The sequence below is a fragment of the Bradyrhizobium tunisiense genome (assembly GCF_042263385.1).
Classification (GTDB): domain Bacteria; phylum Pseudomonadota; class Alphaproteobacteria; order Rhizobiales; family Xanthobacteraceae; genus Bradyrhizobium; species Bradyrhizobium tunisiense.
Genome location: NZ_JBHLEV010000001.1, coordinates 937,952 through 954,507 on the forward strand (window position 1 = coordinate 937,952; position 16,556 = coordinate 954,507).

Genomic DNA, 16,556 nt, shown 5'->3' on the forward strand with positions numbered 1-16,556 from the left:
CACGCACCGCACTAAAAATCTTCCAAACCTTGCCGCCGCCGTAGTGAATTGCTTCTCTTCAAGACCGCTTTCGTAGTAGAATCCTCGAAATCAGTTCCACTGCCGGACTTCCTGCCATGATCTTCCGCCAGCTCTTCGACAGCGTTTCGGGCACCTATAGCTACGTTCTTGCCAGCCGCCCCGGCGGTGAGGCGCTCATTCTCGATCCAGTGCTGGAAAAGGTCGACCGCTACTGCCAATTGCTGCGCGAGCTCGACCTCAAGCTGGTCAAGGCGGTCGACACCCATCTGCATGCCGACCATGTCACCGGCCTGGGTGAGCTGCGCGACCGCACCCATTGCATGACGGTGATGGGCGATCAGACCAAGGCCGACGTGGTGGCAATGCGGGTCGCCGACGGCGACAAGGTGACGATCGAGGGCCTGTCGCTCGACGTGATGTACACGCCCGGCCACACCGATGATTCCTATTCCTATCTGATGGGCGATCGCGTCTTCACCGGCGACACGTTGCTGATCCGTGGCACCGGCCGGACCGATTTCCAGAACGGCTCTTCGCGCGCACAATATGATTCGATCTTCAATCGGCTGCTGAAGTTGCCGGACGAGACGATGGTATTCCCGGCCCACGACTACAAGGGCGACACCGTCTCCACCATCGGCGAGGAGCGACGCTACAATCCGCGGCTTCAGGTGCGCTCGGTCGACGAATATATCGAGCTGATGGCGAACCTGAAGCTGCCCAATCCCAAGATGATGGACGTCGCGGTGCCCGCCAATATGCATGTCGGCCTGCATCAGGAGGAGCTGGAGAAAGAGGGCCGCGCGCTCAGCGCGGCGGAGGCGATCCGCAGCCTCGGCCGGCCCGACATCCTGCTGGTCGATCTGCGCGAGAGCAGCGAGCGCCTCAAGCACGGCATGCTCGAAGGCGCGCTGCATACGCCCTATCCGTCAGTCGAGGAGAGCCTCAAGCCCGGCGGCATGTTGCGCGAGGTCGCCGCGGCCACCGGCCGCCGCGTCGTGTTCTTCTGCGCCTTCGGCGAGCGCTCGGCGATGGCGGTGACCGCCGCCAAGGAGGCCGGCCTCTCCAACACGGCGCACATCGCCGGCGGCATCGACGCCTGGAAGAAGGCAGGCGGGCCGCTGGTGCATTGACGGCCTCGTCGCCGTTCTTGAGATAGATCAGGAAGGGCCCATATATTCAGGCTAGGACGGATGAGCATCACCATCCGGGAGTCCCATGGCCAAGATAGGCAAGCCGGGCGCGGCGCCCAAAATCGCCGAGAATCAGGCGACGGACGACAAGGCGAAGAAGCCGTCTCCGCCTCGCGACGACGACGATGACTACGAAGACGGCGACATGGCAACGCCCAAGCGCGACCGCTACGGCCCGGATGACGAGCCGTTGTGAGAGGGTGAACCCCGAACTCCGCTGTCATCGTCCCTGCCCAGGGCGCAATTGCGCAACAGGCAGGGACGACAGCTGGGACGAGACCGCAGTCCCTACCCGCGCTACCTGCCATGCGCCTGCGTTCATGGACAAATAACCGCTCTCCCCGATAGTTTCCGCCGCTCCAGGGAGTGAAAACGGAACTGCAATGGTCGACGTTCTCGCCGCACCGCAGCAAGGCAAGGCGGACAGCGCGCTGCGCACGCTGACGGGAATCTCGGTCGCGCATTGGGTCAGCCATTTCCATCTGCTGGTGCTGCCAATGCTGTTCCCGTTCCTCAAGGGCCAGCTCGGCGTCGGCTATATCGAGCTCGGCTTCGCGCTCACCGTGTTCGCCGTGGTGTCGGGACTGACCCAGGCGCCGACCGGCTATCTCGTCGACCATTTCGGCGCGCGCAAGATTCTGCTGGCGGGGCTCACGCTCGGCGGCTTCGCGCTGATCCTGCTCGGCCTGCACCTCAGCTACGCCTCGCTGATCGCCTGCGCCGTGCTGCTGGGCCTCGCCAACAGCGTCTATCATCCCGCCGATTACGCGATCCTGGCCGAGCACATGGACGAGGCGCGGATGGGCCGCGCCTTCTCGATCCACACCTTTGCCGGTTTTCTCGGCGGAGCAGTGGCGCCGGCGATCGTGGCTGCGCTCGTCACCTTGTCCGGCGGCGTCGGCGCGCTGATCGCATCCGGTGCGATCGGCATTCTGGTGGCGCTGCTGCTGCTCGTCATGAACATTCCCGACGCCGGGGCCAGCAAGAAGAAGCCGGGCGCGGAGCACGCGCCGAAGCAGGCCGTCATCACCCCGGCGCTGATCGTGCTGACGGCGCTGTTCATGCTGCTCAGCCTGTCGGTCGCGGGCATCAACAATTTCGGCGTCGTCGCGCTGATGAGCGGCTATGGGACATCCTACTCGGCAGCCAACGTCATGCTGACCGCATTCCTCGGCGCCAGCGCCGCCGGCGTGCTGGCAGGCGGCTTCCTCGCCGATCACACCGAACGCCACGGTTATGTCGCCGCGGCCTGCTTTGCCGCGAACGCGGGAATCGTGCTGTTGATCGCGCTCGTGACGCTGCCGGGTTGGGCGCTGACTGCCGCGATGACGCTCGCAGGCTTCCTCTCCGGCGTGATTGCACCCTCGCGCGACATGCTGGTGCGCAACGCCGCGCCCGCGGGCGCAGCCGGCCGGGCCTTCGGCATCGTCTCTACCGGCTTCAATCTCGGCGGCATCGTCTCACCGCTGCTGTTCGGCTGGATCATGGACCAGAACGCGCCGCACTGGGTGTTCGGCGCGTCCGTGATCTTCATGGTCGCCACCGTGGTGCTGTCGCCGTTCACGGAACGGAAGCGGGAAGCTTCTGCGAATTGAGCGGTTGGTCTCGCTACAAACTCATCTGCCGTCCCCGCCTAGTGCGCAATTGCGCACGGGGGCGGAGACCCATAACCAACAGGGAGAAGTCGTAGCGCGAGACTGGTCGCTCCGAGTCTTCGCCTAACATCTTCCTGTTTCGAGGCGGCGAGCAGTCCTCACGTCGGCGACACCGCGCCCTTCAGCGCAGCCGTCTGCGCCGCCGCACCGCGTGTCAGCCTGGCCTTTTCCGTATTCGGCCACAGCAGCAGCAAGCCGAGCAGGCCGGAGCCGACCATGATCGCGGCATTGATGGTGAAGCCGGTCATGTAGCCGTCGATCGTGCTGCCGGCACGCTGGATCATCGCCCCCATCACGGCCGGCGCGATGATGCCGGCCAGCGTGTAGAGCGCACCATAGATTGCGAGGATGGCGCCGCGCTGCGAGCTCGGCGTGAACTCGCCGAGCATGGGCGGGCAGACGACGTAGATCGCCCCGCACAAGCCCGAGCCGACCACGAGCAGCGCGATCTGGAGGCCCGCACCGTTAGCATGCGGCATCATCGCCAGGATCAACCCACCGATCACCAGCGGCACCGAGCCGAGAATGCCGCGAGCCGCGCGGGTGTTGTAGCCGCGCACCATCATCACCTGCGAGATCCATCCCGTGAGAATGACGATGGTGGCGCCGAACACCCAGGGCAGGATCGAGACGAAGCCGGCCTGGCTCTGCGAGAATCCGAGCCCCTTGACGATGAAGGGCGTGAACCAGGTCAGGCCGAGCGACAGCGCCCAATAAGCACCGAAGGTCGCCGCGACGCAGCCGATGAAGGTGCGAGACGTGAGAAGCTGCAAGTAAGGGATCTTCTGCTCGGTCGCCGCGAGGGCCGGCGTGTCTTCCAGCGGACCTTCCTTGCCGAGCGCGAGCCAGGCCGCGACCCAGATCAGGCCGACGACGCCGAGCGCACCGAAGGCATAGTGCCAGGAATGGTTGACGATGATCCAGTTCAACGCCGGCACCGCGAGGATGACGCCGAAAGCCGAGCCCTGCGACAGGATCGCGGTCGGCAGCGTGCGCTTCTCGTCGGGGAACCATTTGTAGATGGCGTGCGCGGCAACGGAGAAGGCCGGGCCTTCTCCGGCGCCCAGCACGATGCGGCAGATCAGGAGCGTCGTGAAGGAGACGGTACCGACCATCGGAAACTGTGCCAGCGCCCAGATCACCGCGAGCGCCAGCAGCACCCAGCGCGTCGGCACCTTGTTGACGATGAAGCCGACCACGATGGCGGCGATCGAGAACAGGAAAAAGAACGAGGAACCGAGCAGGCCGAACTGCTCCGGGGTGAGCTTCATCTCGGTCATGATCGGCACACCGGCAAGACCCACCACGATCTTGTCGGCGAAGTTCACGAGCATGAAGAGGAAGAGGAGAAAGGTGATGGTCCAGGCGCCCTTTGGCGTCGCGTTTGACACCGTCGCCGGCTTGCCCGCCGCTTCTTCTGGCGTTCCCTGAGCGCTCATGGATCTCCCCGTCTTGTCCTTCGGTCTTTTTGGCACTTTTCTGATTTGGCCGTCTTGGAAGCTAACAACGGCTTCAAGACCAACGCAACCAGCATTTCCCCGGCAGGTGTGCTACGCAGCAATTCCGCTAATTTAGTCCGGCGTCGTTCATCGTGCTGAGCATCCGAAACCTCTCCAAGTCCTTCTCCTCGGCCGGCGAACCGGTCCATGTGCTGCGCGGCGTCGATCTCGACCTCAGCAAGGGCGAACGCATCGCGCTGACCGGCGAATCCGGCAGCGGCAAGAGCACGCTGCTGCATCTGATCGCAGGGCTCGATGCCGCCGATAGCGGCACGATCCGGCTGGCGGATATCGAGATCACAGAGCTGTCCGATGCGGGGCGCGCCAGCTTGCGGCGTGACCGGATCGGCCTGGTTTTTCAGCAATTCAACCTGATCCCGAGCCTGTCGGTCGCGGATAATCTGGCTTTTCAAGCGCGGATCGCCGGCCGACATGATGCAGCCTGGTCCAAGGAACTGATCGAGCGGCTCGGACTCGGCAGCCTGCTCAAACGTTATCCAGAGCAATTATCAGGCGGACAACAACAGCGCGTCGCGATCGGCCGCGCTCTGGCGACGAAGCCGTCGCTGCTGCTGGCCGACGAACCGACCGGCAATCTGGACGAAGCAACAGCCGAGAACGTGCTGGCGCTGACGCGCGATCTCGTAGCGCGCACCGGCTGCGGTTTCCTGATGGTGACGCATAGCCTGCATCTGGCAGCGACGCTCGACCGCCATGTGACCCTGCATGCGGGGCGGATCGCATGAGGCGCGCGCTGTGGGTCCTTGCCGTGCTGCTCAGTCATTGGCGGCGTCACAAGATGCAGTTCGCGACGCTGCTGGTCGGGCTGATCGCGGCGACCGCGCTGTGGAGCGGCGTGCAGGCCATCAACCAGCAGGCCCGCACCGCCTATGACCGCGCCGCCGCGACGTTCGGCGGCGCCCGCACGGCAATGCTGGTTGCGCCTGCCAGCGCGACCTTTCCCCAGGAATTGTACGTAAAACTTCGCCGCGCCGGCTGGCCTGTGTCGCCGGCGCTGGAGGGCCGGGTCCAGATCAACGGACGTTCGCTGCGCCTGCTCGGGATCGAGCCGGTGACGCTGCCGATCGAAATCGGCAACGCACCGCGACTTGGTGCTGCGGATTTGAGCAGTTTTGTTGCACCACCGGGTCAGACATTGGTGGCGCGGGAAACGCTGAACGATATGCAGCAAACGGAAGGCGCGGAGCCTCCGACCAGCGACGGCGCAACATTGCCGCCGCTGCGCGTGCTGCCGCAGCTCGTGCCCGACGTGCTCGTGGTCGATATCGGCGTGGCACAGCGTCTGCTGAACAAGCCGGATCAGGTATCGCGGCTTCTGCTCGGCAAGCCGAAGAGCAAGCCTGCGCCGCTGACAAGCGTCGTCGGCGATCAGCTGCAGCTGATCGAGCCGACCGCGGAGACCGAGCTGGAGCGCCTCACCGACAGCTTCCATCTCAACCTCACGGCGTTCGGACTGTTGTCGTTCTTCGTCGGTCTCTTCATCGTCAATTCGGCCGTCGGCCTCGCCTTCGAGCAGCGGCTGCCGGTGCTGCGGACGCTGCGCGCCTGCGGCGCCTCGGCCCGGCTGGTCAATACGGTGCTGGTGGTCGAACTCGTGGCGCTGGCCCTCGTCGCCGGGCTGATCGGGCTCTCTTGCGGCTATTTCATCGCCGCTGCGCTCCTGCCCGACGTCGCGGCGTCGCTGCGCGGGCTTTATGGCGCACAGATTCCGGGGCAGCTCTCCTTGCGGCCCGAATGGTGGCTCGCCGGCATCGGCATCAGCATAGCGGGCGCGCTCGTTGCGGCGGCGACCAGCCTGATCAAGGCGATCAGGATGCCGGTGCTGGCAACGGCGCAGCCGCGCGCCTGGCAGCAGCGGCAGCGCCGCTGGCTCGTGCTGCAGAGCCTGGGCGCCTGCGCCGTGTTCGCGGTCGCACTTCTGTTGCTTCGCTATGGCGAGTCGCTGATCGCAGGCTTTGGACTGCTGGCGGCGCTGATGCTCGGTGCGGCCCTGATCCTGCCGGCGTTGCTCGAGATCCTCCTGCTTGCGGGCCAACGTAGTGCGCGAAAACCACTTGCGCTGTGGTTCTGGGCGGACAGCCGGCAGCAGCTCTCCGGGCTTTCACTGGCGCTGATGGCGCTGCTGCTCGCCCTCGCCGTCAATGTCGGCGTGTCCACCATGGTGGAGACGTTCAGCCGCACCTTCATCGGCTGGCTGAACGGACGGCTCGCAGCCGACGTCTACATCAGCGCCTCGGACAATACGCAAGCCCTCGCCATTCGAAACTGGCTGCGCGAGCGCCGCGACGTGCAGGCGATCCTGTCGGGTGGCCGCGCCGAGGCGCAGGTTGAAGGGCAGCCCGTGGAGCTGCTCGGCCTACCCGACCACACGCTCTATCGGGAGCGCTGGCCGCTGCTGGACGCCTCCCCGCGCGCCTGGACCCGGCTCGTGCCCGGCAATGCTGCCTTCATCAGCGAGCAATTGAGCCGCCGCCTCAACGTCGGGATCGGCGACGTCGTCGAGGTGCCGGCGCCAGGCGGGAGCTGGGAGCTCGACATCGTCGGCGTCTATGCGGATTACGGCAATCCCAAAGGGCAGCTTGCGGTGAACGTCGCAGCGCTGATGCGGCAGTTTCCACAGACGCCGCAGACGCGGATGGGTCTGATCGTCGCCAGGGAGAACATCTCCGGCCTGATCGCGGCCCTGCAAGAACAGTTTGCGCTCGGCGACCGCAGCGTGGCGGATCAGGCAACGGTGAAAGCCGAATCGATCCGCATCTTCAACCGCACCTTTGCGGTGACATCGGCGCTGAATGCGTTCACGCTCGGCGTCGCCGGAATCGCGCTGTTCACCAGCCTGTTGACGCTGGCGAACTCCCGTCTGCCGCAACTCGCACCGCTGTGGGCGATCGGCATCACGCGACCGCGCCTGGCCGCGATCGAATTGACCAAGACGCTGTCGGTGGCGCTGTTCACGGCGCTGCTGGCCGTGCCGCTCGGGCTGCTGGTGGCGTGGTGCCTGATTGCGATCGTGAACGTGAAGGCATTCGGCTGGCGGCTGCCGTTTCATGTATTCCCGCTGCAACTGGTGGAGCTGGTCGCGGTGGCGCTGTTTGCGTCGTTGCTTGCGGCTCTCCTGCCGGTGGCACGGCTGGCGCGGATGCAGCCGGCAAGTCTCGTCAAGGTGTTCGCCAATGAGCGCTGATCTACTATCGCGCCGCGCCTTCGCCGGCGGCATCGCTGCACTGACGCTCGCACGCCGCGCCGGTGCGCAAGGCTATGCTGGACTCGGTGAGACGGCGGATGGCTTTGCGAGGGTCACGCCGGGAAAGCTGTTCGCCTTTCCGGCCGATCACGGGCCGCATCCGGAGTTTCGTATCGAGTGGTGGTATCTCACGGCAAATCTCGTCGATGGCAGCGGTGCGGCCTGCGGGCTGCAATGGACGCTGTTCCGCCAGGCGGCGCAGCCGGGCCCCCAAGGCGAGGGCTGGGCCAACCAGCAAGTGTGGATGGCTCATGCCGCGGTGACGCGTGCCGACACCCACCGCTTCAACGAGGCCTTTTCACGCGGTGGCATCGGGCAGGCCGGCGTCACCGCAACGCCGTTTGCGGCCTGGATCGACGACTGGGAGATGAAGGGTCTCGAGCGCGCCGACGATCGCACTTTGGCGCCGCTGACGCTGAAGGCAGCCAGCACCGATTTCAGCTACGCACTGACGCTGGAGGCGGATCGCGCCGTGGTGCTGCAAGGAGATGGCGGCTACAGCCGCAAGTCGGAGCGTGGGCAAGCGTCTTATTATTATAGCCAGCCGTTCTACCGCGCCCGCGGCACGCTCACCATCGACGACAAGCCGATCGATGTTTCGGGGCAGGCCTGGATGGACCGCGAATGGAGCAGCCAGCCGCTCGACGCCGACCAGACCGGTTGGGATTGGCTGTCACTGCATCTGTCGTCCGGCGACAAGCTGATGCTGTACCGGCTGCGGCAAAAGGATGGCAGGGATTATCCGTTCGGCAATTGGATCAGCGCTGCCGGCGAGACGCGGATGATTGCGGGTAGCGACATCCAGATGATCCCGAAAGCGACGACGGAAGTTGCGGGACGCAATCTGCCGGTGGAATGGCAGATCGCGATCCCGTCGCGCTCGTTCTCGGTTCTCTGCAAGCCACTCAATCCGAGAGCCTGGATGGGAACGGGCTTCTCCTATTGGGAGGGACCGATCGGCTTTGCCGGGACGCATGATGGCGTTGGCTATCTCGAGCTGACCGGGTATTGAAGCGCGACCTCTCCAAAGGGATCCCGCAATGTATCACCTTACCGCCCTCGTCACGCTGCTGGCGATCGCATTTTATTTCTTCACCAGCATCAACGTCTCGCGCTTGCGCACCAAGACCGGCGTCAAGGTGCCCGCGATGTCCGGCCATCCGGATTTCGAACGCGCCTTCCGCATCCAGATGAACATGCTGGAATGGATGCCGATCGTCCTGCCGGCGCTGTGGCTGTTCGCGATCTATATCAGCGACGCGGTCGCCGCCGGGCTCGGCGCGGTCTGGATCATCGGCCGCATCGTTTATTTCATCGGCTATTCCAAGGCCGCAGCGAAGCGCGGCCTGGGTTTCATGATCCAGGGTATCGCCGCCATAGCGCTGTGGGTGGGGGCGCTGGGCGCGGTGGTGTTGCGGCTGGTGTGAGGCAACGCAACACGCATTCTCGTGTCCCGGGCGCGGTGCAGCGTGCAACGCTGCGCCGCTGAACCGGGACCCAGCAGGCGGCACGCTGTTCGGAGAGATGGGCCCCGGCTCTGCATCGCACCGCTGCGCGCTGCGATGCGTCCGGGGCACGAGAGAGCCCTACTTCGTCAGCGGGCAGCCGCTCTCCTTGGCAGTGAAGAAGGCCTTGTCGCCGGGGACGGTGGCGAGCAGCTTGTAATAGTCCCAGGGCTTCTTCGACTCCGAAGGCTTCTTGACCTCGAACAGATACATGTCGTGGACCATGCGGCCGTTCTCGAGCACCTTCCCGCCTTGCGCGAAGTCGTCGTCGACCGGCAGCTCCTTCAGCTTCTTGGCGACGGCATCCGGATCCTTGGTGCCGGCGGCCTTGACCGCCTTGAGATAACTCAGTGTCGCCGAGTAGGTGCCGGCCTGGATCATGTTCGGCATCCGGCCGGTGCGCTTGAGGAAGCGTTCGCCGAGATTGCGCGACTTGTCGTTGACGTCCCAGTAATAGCCCTCGGTCAGCACCAGGCCTTGCGCGGCCTGCAGGCCGAGGCCGTGCACTTCGGCCAGGGTCATCAGCAGGCCCGCGAGCTTCTGGCCACCGGCGACGATGCCGAACTCGGACGCCTGCTTGATGGAGTTGGTGGTGTCGAGGCCGGCATTGGCGAGGCCGACGATCTTCGCCTTGGAGCTCTGCGCCTGCAGCAGGAAGGAGGAGAAGTCCGAGGAGTTGAGCGGCACGCGCACCGAGCCGGCCACCTTGCCGCCATTGGCGGTGACGATCTCGCTGGTGTCCTTTTCCAGCGCATAGCCGAAGGCGTAGTCCGCGGTGAGGAAGAACCAGGTGTCGCCGCCGGCCTTGGTCAGCGCACCGCCGGTGCCGACACCGAGCGCGCGGGTGTCGTAGGCCCAGTGGAAGCCGTAGGGCTGGCAGGCATCGCCTGTCAGCCGCGAAGTCGCGGCGCCGACGACGATGTCGATCTTCTTCTTTTCCTTCGACAGCTCGTGGATCGCGAGCGCAACCGAGGAGGTCGTCAGCTCCGTGATCATGTCGACGTTCTCGACGTCATACCAGCGCCGCGCGATCGAGGTGGCGAGGTCGGCCTTGTTCTGGTGATCGGCGGTGACGAGCTCGATCTTCTGGCCGAGCACCTCGCCGCCAAACTCCTCGATCGCCATCCTGGCCGCCTCGACCGACCATTTGCCGCCGTAATCGGCGTAGACGCCAGACTGGTCGTTGAGAATACCGATCTTGACGCCTTGAGCGGAGGCGGGAACCGCCAGCACCAGGGCAGAGGTTGCGACGGCGGCCAAAAGTACTGATTTCATCTATTATCTCCCAGCAGTTTCTGTTTTGAAATCGCGCGGATAGTAGTGAAGAACCCCGCGCGTGCCCATCCATTTCATGTTGGTCGTTAGTATGGAGGTGTGCGCAAGCCATCGGTGTCGTCCCGGACGAGCGAAGCGAAGATCCGGGACCCATAGCCACAGGAAGTCGTTTGACGAAGTCTCGGAGTGACCATGTCGCGCCAAACTACTTCCCGTGATTATGGATCCCCGCGTTCGCGGGGATGACACCGTGAATGAGGGGACGCGAGTGGCCGCTACCGACACTAAGAAGCCGCCAGTTCCGGCTTCTTCCCCTCGTTCCGTCCCTCCGCCAGGTTCCGCACGACCACATAGAAGATCGGCGTGAACAACAGGCCAAACAGGGTGACGCCGATCATGCCGAAGAAGACGGCGACGCCGACGGCCTGTCGCATCTCCGAGCCGGAGCCGCTCGAGATCACCAAGGGCAGCACGCCGAGGATGAAGGCGAAGGACGTCATCAGGATCGGCCGCAGGCGCAGGCGGCAGGCCTCGATCACGGCCTCCAGCCGCGACCTGCCTTCGTTCTCGATGTCGCGCGCGAATTCGACGATCAGGATCGCGTTCTTCGCGGCTAGCCCTACCAGCACGACGAAGCCGATCTGGGTGAGGATGTTGACGTCCTGGCCCATGATGCGCACGCCGATGGTGGCGGCGAGCAGGCACATCGGCACGATCAGGATCACCGCGAACGGCAGGGTCCAGCTGCCATATTGCGCGGCGAGCACGAGATAGACGAACAGCACGCAGATCGGGAACACGTAGAGGCCGGCATTGCCGCCGGTGACCTGTTGATAGGACAGGTCCGTCCATTCGAAGGTGAAGCCGCTCGGCAAGGTGTCATCCGCCAGCTTCTTGATGGTGTCGAGCGCGGTGGTCGAGCTGGTCCCCGGTGCCGGCTCACCCTGCAACTCGGACGCCGCATAGAGATTGTAGCGCGCCACGCGGTCGGGACCGGAGACATCCTTGAACTCGACCACGCTGCCGAGCATCACCATGTCGCCGGAGGCGTTGCGCGTGCGCAGGCGCGCGAGATCGCTGGGTTCTTTCCGGAATGGGAAGTCGGCCTGAGCGGTGACGTGATAGGTACGGCCGAACAAGTTGAAGTCGTTGACATAGGTCGACCCGAAATAGCTCTGGATCGTGTCGTTGATGTTCGAGATGGGCACGCCGAGCTTCTGCGCCTTGGTGCGGTCGATGTCGACGAAGAGCTGTGGCGTGTTGGCGCTGAACGGCGAGAACACCGAGGGGCCGAGCAGCGAGGGCGATTTGCGCGCCGCGGCGACAAGCTCCTCGGTGGCCGCAGCGAGCATTTCGGGCCCGCGGCCCTGGCGGTCCTGGATGCGGATGGTGAAGCCGCCGCCGGTGCCGATGCCGGGCACGGCCGGCGGCGGAATCACGATGATGAAGGCGCCCTGGATCGCAGACAGGCGCTTGCGCAGCTCGACCGTGATGGCGTTCGCGGACAATCCCTTCTTGATCCGCGCCTCCGGCTCGTCGAACACCGGGAAAAGCGCCGCCGCGTTACCGGCCTGCGTGCGCGTCGCGCCGGAGAAGCCGGCGAAGGCGGCGACGCGCACGATGCCCGGCGTATCCAGCGCGATCCGCTCGATCTCGCGCACGACCTCGGTGGTGCGCGCCAGCGAGGCCGCACCCGGCAATTGCACGGAGACGATGACGTAGCCGCGATCCTGCGCCGGGATGAAGCCTTGTGGCGTGGTCACGATCAGCCAACCGGCGCTGCCGATCAGCACGACATAGATCAGGAGCATGACCACCGAATGCCGGATCACGAAATCGGCAAGACCCGCATAGCCGTGCGCCAGCCGGTCGAACACGCGGTTGAAGACCCCGGTGAAGGCATTCCAACCGCGCGCGATGACATTCCAGCTTGCCGGCGGCCGCTTCTCTTCGTGCGGGGTGAGGATCTGCGAAGCCAGAGCCGGCGACAATGTCAGCGAGCAGAAGCAGGAGATCGCAGTCGCAACCGCGATGGTGACAGCGAATTGCTGGAAGAACTGCCCGGAAATGCCGCCTAGGAAGGCGGTGGGAACGAACACCGCGCACAGCACCAGCGCGATCGAGACCAGCGCGCTGCCGACCTCCTCCATGGTCTTGAGCGCGGCGTCGCGCCGGCTCATCCCGCGCTCGAGATGCCGCTCGACGTTCTCGACCACCACAATGGCGTCGTCGACCACGATGCCGACGGCAAGGACGAGGCCGAACAGAGTGAGATTGTTGATGGAGAAGCCCAGCGCCGCCATCACCGCGAAGGTGCCGACCAGCGACACCGGGATCGCGATGATCGGAATGATCGCAGGTCGCCATCCCTGCAGGAACACCAGCACCACGACGACCACGAGCAGCATGGCCTCGTAGATGGTCTTGATCAGCTCGTGGACGGACTGCGCGATGAACTCGGTCGGGTTGTAGCCGATATTGTAGTCGAGGCCTTTCGGGAAGCTTTCCTTCAGCCTCGTCATGGTGTCCGTAATGTTCTTTGCCGTGGCCAGGGCGTTCGATCCCGGCCGCTGCGTCACCAGCATGGCAACCGCCGATTTGCGCAGCAGGAAGCTGTTGGTGGAGTACGCGAGCGCACCGAGCTCGATGCGGGCAACGTCGCGCAGACGAACGACCCGGCCGTCGGAGCCGGCCTTGATCAGGATGTCCTCGAACTGTTTCTGGTCCTTCAGGCGGCCCGTGAAGGTGAGGTTCGGCTGGAAGGCGCGGTCGGCGATCGGCGGCTCGGCGATCTGGCCACCTGCGATCTGCACGTTCTGGGCGCGGATCGCCGCCAGCACCTCGGCCGAGGTCAGGCCGAGATTGGCGATGCGGTCAGGATCGAGCCATAGCCGCATCGAATAATCGCGTGCGCCAAAGATCTGGATGTCGCCGACGCCGTCGAGACGCAGCAGCTGGTCGCGGACCTGGAGCAAGGCGTAGTTCGAGATATAGAGCTGGTCGAACGTATCGTCCGGCGACAGCATGAACACGACCATCAGGATGTCGGGCGAGTTCTTGCGCGTGGTGACGCCGTTGCGCTGGACTTCCTCCGGCAGGCGCGGCTGCGCAATCGCGACGCGGTTCTGCACCAGCACCTGGGCCTTGTCGAGGTCGGTGCCGAGTTTGAAGGTGACGGTGATGGTGAGCTGGCCGTTCGAGGTCGCCTGGCTGTACAGATACAGCATGTCCTCGACGCCGTTGATCTCCTGTTCAATCGGTGCGGCCACCGTGTCGGACACGGTCTGCGCGGACGCGCCGGGATATTGCGTGGTGACGACCACGGTCGGCGGAACCACTTGCGGATATTCGGAGACCGGCAGCGTGGTGTAGGCCAGGGCGCCGACGATCAAGAGCACGATCGACAGCACCATCGCGAGGATGGGCTGGTTGATGGAAAGACGACCAAGATTCATGGCTTGCCACCGGCCGGGGCTTGTGCAGTCTGCGGGGCGACCTTGGCGCCGACACGGGCACGCTGAATGCCGTTGACGATGACGCGGTCCTCCGCCTTCAATCCTTCGCGGATCACGCGCAGGCCGTCGTCCAGCGGCCCGAGCACGACGGGACGCGCCTCGACCGTGTCGTCGGGTTTGACCACGAACACGATCTTGCGGGACTGGTCGGTCGCGACAGCAGCATCCGGAATCAGCAGCGCCTCGTAGGGCGCGCTGCCGATCAGACGGACGCGACCGAACTGGCCGGGCAGGATCGACAGATCGGTGTTCTTGACGACTGCGCGGCTGCGGAGCGTGCCGGTGGAGACGTCGAGGCGGTTGTCGAGGAAGTTGATGGTACCTTCGTGCGACGGCTTGGTCTCACCGGCGAGGGTCACCTGCACCGGGTTCGCCGTATCGCGTGAGCTCGGGCGACGGCCTTCGAACCACAGCTTGCTGTATTTCATGAAGGTCGCCTCATCCATGTCGAAATAGACATAGATCGGGTCGAGCGTGACGATCGAGGTCAGCAGTGTCGAAGTTCCGTTGTCGCTGCCCTGCACGAGATTGCCGGGGCTGACGAGATGGCGGCTGACGCGGCCCGTCAACGGCGCCGTCACGTGCGTGAATTCGATGTTGAGCTTGGCGGCCTTGAGCGCGCCCTCGGCCTGCACCTCGGCGGCGTGCGCGGCCTGCAAGGCCTGACGGCGCTGATCGACGACCTGCTCGGAGACCGCGCTGGTCTGCACCAGGCTGAGGCCGCGATCGAGCTCGCGCTTGGCAAGCTCCACCTTGGCGCGGGCATCCGACAATTGTCCCTCCGCCTGCGTGGCCACCGCCTCGAACGGGCGGGGGTCGATGACATAGAGCAGGTCGCCTTTGCGCACGATGGCGCCGTCCTGGAATTCGACCGAATTGACGAAGCCGCCGACGCGCGGGCGCACCTGCACCTCCTCCATCGCTTCGAAGCGGCCGGTGAACTCGTCCCAATCGGTAACGGTGCGCTTGACCGGCTGGGCAACCGTCACAGCCGCCGGCGGAGGGGCCGCTGCCTGCGAGGTCGGCTGCCCGCAACCGGTGAGCGCGAAAGTCGCGCCGGCAAGCGCGGCGATTGCGCCAATTCGAGCCAGAACGAAATCGTGCTTTTTGACAACCTGCTCGCTTCCGTCCGGTTCGCTCATCCCAGGTCCTCACCTCAAAGCCGCAGAAAAGGCAGGGTACGCTTGTACCTGCGGGCGCCACAAGATGGGTGGCAAAAATGAACTCTTCAAGACCGCAGTGCGCGCAATGCTCGGAAGAACGCCCCGGCCGGATGGCGGGTTGACAGGAAGCGAGACGGTCGCACACGCGGGATGCGAGGTGGTGACAAGGCAGCGACGCCCGCAACCCTCCCCTGGAGGCCAAGAAGCGGCCAGCGCCTTCGCACATGACGGGCACGCTGGGCTCGGCTAGATTATCCTTGCAAAAACAAAGGCGAATTGTCCGGGAGGACAGCGTGCACCAGGGACGTGTCGTTTTCGGCGCGATCGAGGAGGTCGTGTTCGGCCATCCTGCGGCCGGCGCCATCATCGCGCAGATGGACCGGCTCGGAGCAAATCGTGCCTTCCTGATGGTTTCGGGCACGCTCAGCCGGCAGACCGACGAAATCGAGAAGATCAAGCAAGCTTTGGGCTCCCGCTGCGCCGGCCTGTTCGACGCCATGCCGGCGCATACGCCGCGTGAGGCGGTGATCGCCGCCACCCATGCCGCCCGCGAAGCGAGTGCCGACCTGATTGTCACCGTGGGCGGCGGCTCGATCACTGACGGCGCCAAGGCGGTGCAGCTTTGCCTCGCCAACGGCATCACCGATGTCGACGGCATCGAGCGCATCCGCGTCCACAAGGGCGTCGCGCCCGACATGAACGCGCCGACGGTGCGGCAGATCAGCGTGCCGACCACGATCGCCGGCGGCGAGTTCAGCGCGATCGCCGGCGTGACCGACCGGGCTACACATGTGAAGCAGATGCTGCGGCATCCGCTCACGGTGCCGCGCGCGACCATCCTTGACCCTGCCATCACCGTGCACACGCCGGAATGGCTGTTCCTGTCGACCGGCATCCGCGCCGTCGACCATTGCGTCGAGGCGATCTGCTCGCGTGAGACGCATCCCTATGCCGATGCGCAATCGGTGAAGGGCCTCGCCATGCTCGCCGACGCGCTGCCGCGGGTGAAAGCCGATCCGTCCGATCTCGACGCGCGGATGGACGCGCAGATCGGCACCTGGCTGTCGATGGGCGCACTCGCCGCCGGCGTGCCGATGGGCGCGAGCCACGGCATCGGCTATGTGCTGGGCGCGGCCTTCGACGTGCCGCACGGTTACACCTCCTGCATCATGCTGCCGGCGGTGATGCGCTGGAATGCGCCCGACAATGCCGAGCGCCAGATGATCGTCGCGGCCGCGATGGGCTTCCCCGGCCACAACGCCGCCGACGTGCTCGATGCCTTCATCCGCTCGCTCGGCATGCCACGCAGCCTCGCGGATGTGCGTGTGGCGCCCGAGCATTTCGACGCCATCGCCGAACAGGCGATGCGTACGCCCTGGGTGCCGCGCAATCCGCGCAAAATCGAGGGTGCGGCACAGCTGCGCGAAATCCTGCTTCTCGCCGCATAGAACAAAGCCGGAGGATA

The 16,556-nt window shown here is 65.1% G+C and carries 12 protein-coding genes; 8 read left to right on the forward strand and 4 right to left on the reverse strand.

Annotation, left to right across the window (positions count from 1 at the left end; translation table 11 throughout):
- Positions 1-116 precede the first annotated feature (116 nt).
- From ACFDR6_RS04485 to ACFDR6_RS04495, 3 genes are all read left to right on the forward strand, one after another.
- A complete protein-coding gene (locus tag ACFDR6_RS04485) occupies positions 117-1,154 on the forward strand; it encodes an MBL fold metallo-hydrolase (protein WP_375857540.1) in 1,038 nt (345 codons plus the stop codon).
- A gap of 85 nt (positions 1,155-1,239) precedes the next feature.
- Positions 1,240-1,410 (forward strand): hypothetical protein, encoded by a 171-nt coding sequence (locus ACFDR6_RS04490; protein WP_212083890.1) that lies wholly within the window; start codon positions 1,240-1,242, stop codon positions 1,408-1,410.
- A gap of 187 nt (positions 1,411-1,597) precedes the next feature.
- Positions 1,598-2,809, forward strand: coding sequence for an MFS transporter (locus ACFDR6_RS04495; protein WP_375857543.1), 1,212 nt, complete (start codon positions 1,598-1,600; stop codon positions 2,807-2,809).
- A 158-nt stretch (positions 2,810-2,967) separates the two neighbouring features.
- Here the strand turns inward: ACFDR6_RS04495 and ACFDR6_RS04500 are convergent, their stop codons facing one another.
- Positions 2,968-4,308, reverse strand: a complete 1,341-nt coding sequence (locus ACFDR6_RS04500; RefSeq protein ID WP_212083887.1) for an MFS transporter — start codon at positions 4,306-4,308, stop codon at positions 2,968-2,970.
- Between the two features lie 152 nt (positions 4,309-4,460).
- Here ACFDR6_RS04500 and ACFDR6_RS04505 point away from each other — a divergent pair, with 152 nt between their 5' ends.
- The 4 genes from ACFDR6_RS04505 to ACFDR6_RS04520 are packed head-to-tail and all read left to right on the forward strand — an operon-like array spanning position 4,461 to position 9,060.
- Positions 4,461-5,114: an ABC transporter ATP-binding protein gene (locus ACFDR6_RS04505; protein ID WP_375857544.1), complete on the forward strand. Its 654-nt coding sequence runs from the start codon at positions 4,461-4,463 to the stop codon at positions 5,112-5,114.
- Positions 5,111-7,573: an ABC transporter permease gene (locus tag ACFDR6_RS04510; protein ID WP_375857545.1), complete on the forward strand. Its 2,463-nt coding sequence runs from the start codon at positions 5,111-5,113 to the stop codon at positions 7,571-7,573. The genes ACFDR6_RS04505 and ACFDR6_RS04510 overlap by 4 nt, the downstream gene beginning before the upstream one ends.
- Positions 7,563-8,645, forward strand: a complete 1,083-nt coding sequence (locus ACFDR6_RS04515) for a lipocalin-like domain-containing protein (protein ID WP_375857546.1) — start codon at positions 7,563-7,565, stop codon at positions 8,643-8,645. Before ACFDR6_RS04510 ends, ACFDR6_RS04515 begins: the two co-directional genes overlap by 11 nt.
- Before the next feature lie 28 nt (positions 8,646-8,673).
- Positions 8,674-9,060 (forward strand): MAPEG family protein, encoded by a 387-nt coding sequence (locus ACFDR6_RS04520; RefSeq protein WP_212083879.1) that lies wholly within the window; start codon positions 8,674-8,676, stop codon positions 9,058-9,060.
- A 159-nt stretch (positions 9,061-9,219) separates the two neighbouring features.
- Here the strand turns inward: ACFDR6_RS04520 and ACFDR6_RS04525 are convergent, their stop codons facing one another.
- From ACFDR6_RS04525 to ACFDR6_RS04535, 3 genes are all read right to left on the reverse strand, one after another.
- Entirely contained in the window at positions 9,220-10,413 is a 1,194-nt protein-coding gene (locus tag ACFDR6_RS04525) for an ABC transporter substrate-binding protein (protein WP_375857548.1), read from the reverse strand.
- 284 nt (positions 10,414-10,697) lie between these two features.
- A complete protein-coding gene (locus ACFDR6_RS04530; protein ID WP_212083875.1) occupies positions 10,698-13,868 on the reverse strand; it encodes an efflux RND transporter permease subunit in 3,171 nt (1,056 codons plus the stop codon).
- Positions 13,865-15,070 (reverse strand): efflux RND transporter periplasmic adaptor subunit, encoded by a 1,206-nt coding sequence (locus ACFDR6_RS04535; protein ID WP_375848021.1) that lies wholly within the window; start codon positions 15,068-15,070, stop codon positions 13,865-13,867. The genes ACFDR6_RS04530 and ACFDR6_RS04535 overlap by 4 nt, the downstream gene beginning before the upstream one ends.
- 314 nt (positions 15,071-15,384) lie before the next feature.
- On the opposite strand from ACFDR6_RS04535, the gene ACFDR6_RS04540 reads away from it, so the two are divergent.
- Entirely contained in the window at positions 15,385-16,539 is a 1,155-nt protein-coding gene (locus ACFDR6_RS04540; protein WP_375857549.1) for an iron-containing alcohol dehydrogenase, read from the forward strand.
- Positions 16,540-16,556: the final 17 nt, after the last annotated feature.

What these genes read in the sequence shown, in the direction of transcription:
- ACFDR6_RS04490 (WP_212083890.1), top strand. Translation starts at nt 1,240, where the DNA reads ATGGCCAAGATAGGCAAGCCGGGCGCGGCGCCCAAAATCGCCGAGAAT.
- ACFDR6_RS04500 (WP_212083887.1), bottom strand. Translation starts at nt 4,308, where the DNA reads ATGAGCGCTCAGGGAACGCCAGAAGAAGCGGCGGGCAAGCCGGCGACG.
- ACFDR6_RS04495 (WP_375857543.1), top strand. Translation starts at nt 1,598, where the DNA reads ATGGTCGACGTTCTCGCCGCACCGCAGCAAGGCAAGGCGGACAGCGCG.
- ACFDR6_RS04515 (WP_375857546.1), top strand. Translation starts at nt 7,563, where the DNA reads ATGAGCGCTGATCTACTATCGCGCCGCGCCTTCGCCGGCGGCATCGCT.
- ACFDR6_RS04520 (WP_212083879.1), top strand. Translation starts at nt 8,674, where the DNA reads ATGTATCACCTTACCGCCCTCGTCACGCTGCTGGCGATCGCATTTTAT.
- ACFDR6_RS04530 (WP_212083875.1), bottom strand. Translation starts at nt 13,868, where the DNA reads ATGAATCTTGGTCGTCTTTCCATCAACCAGCCCATCCTCGCGATGGTG.
- ACFDR6_RS04525 (WP_375857548.1), bottom strand. Translation starts at nt 10,413, where the DNA reads ATGAAATCAGTACTTTTGGCCGCCGTCGCAACCTCTGCCCTGGTGCTG.
- ACFDR6_RS04485 (WP_375857540.1), top strand. Translation starts at nt 117, where the DNA reads ATGATCTTCCGCCAGCTCTTCGACAGCGTTTCGGGCACCTATAGCTAC.
- ACFDR6_RS04510 (WP_375857545.1), top strand. Translation starts at nt 5,111, where the DNA reads ATGAGGCGCGCGCTGTGGGTCCTTGCCGTGCTGCTCAGTCATTGGCGG.
- ACFDR6_RS04535 (WP_375848021.1), bottom strand. Translation starts at nt 15,070, where the DNA reads ATGAGCGAACCGGACGGAAGCGAGCAGGTTGTCAAAAAGCACGATTTC.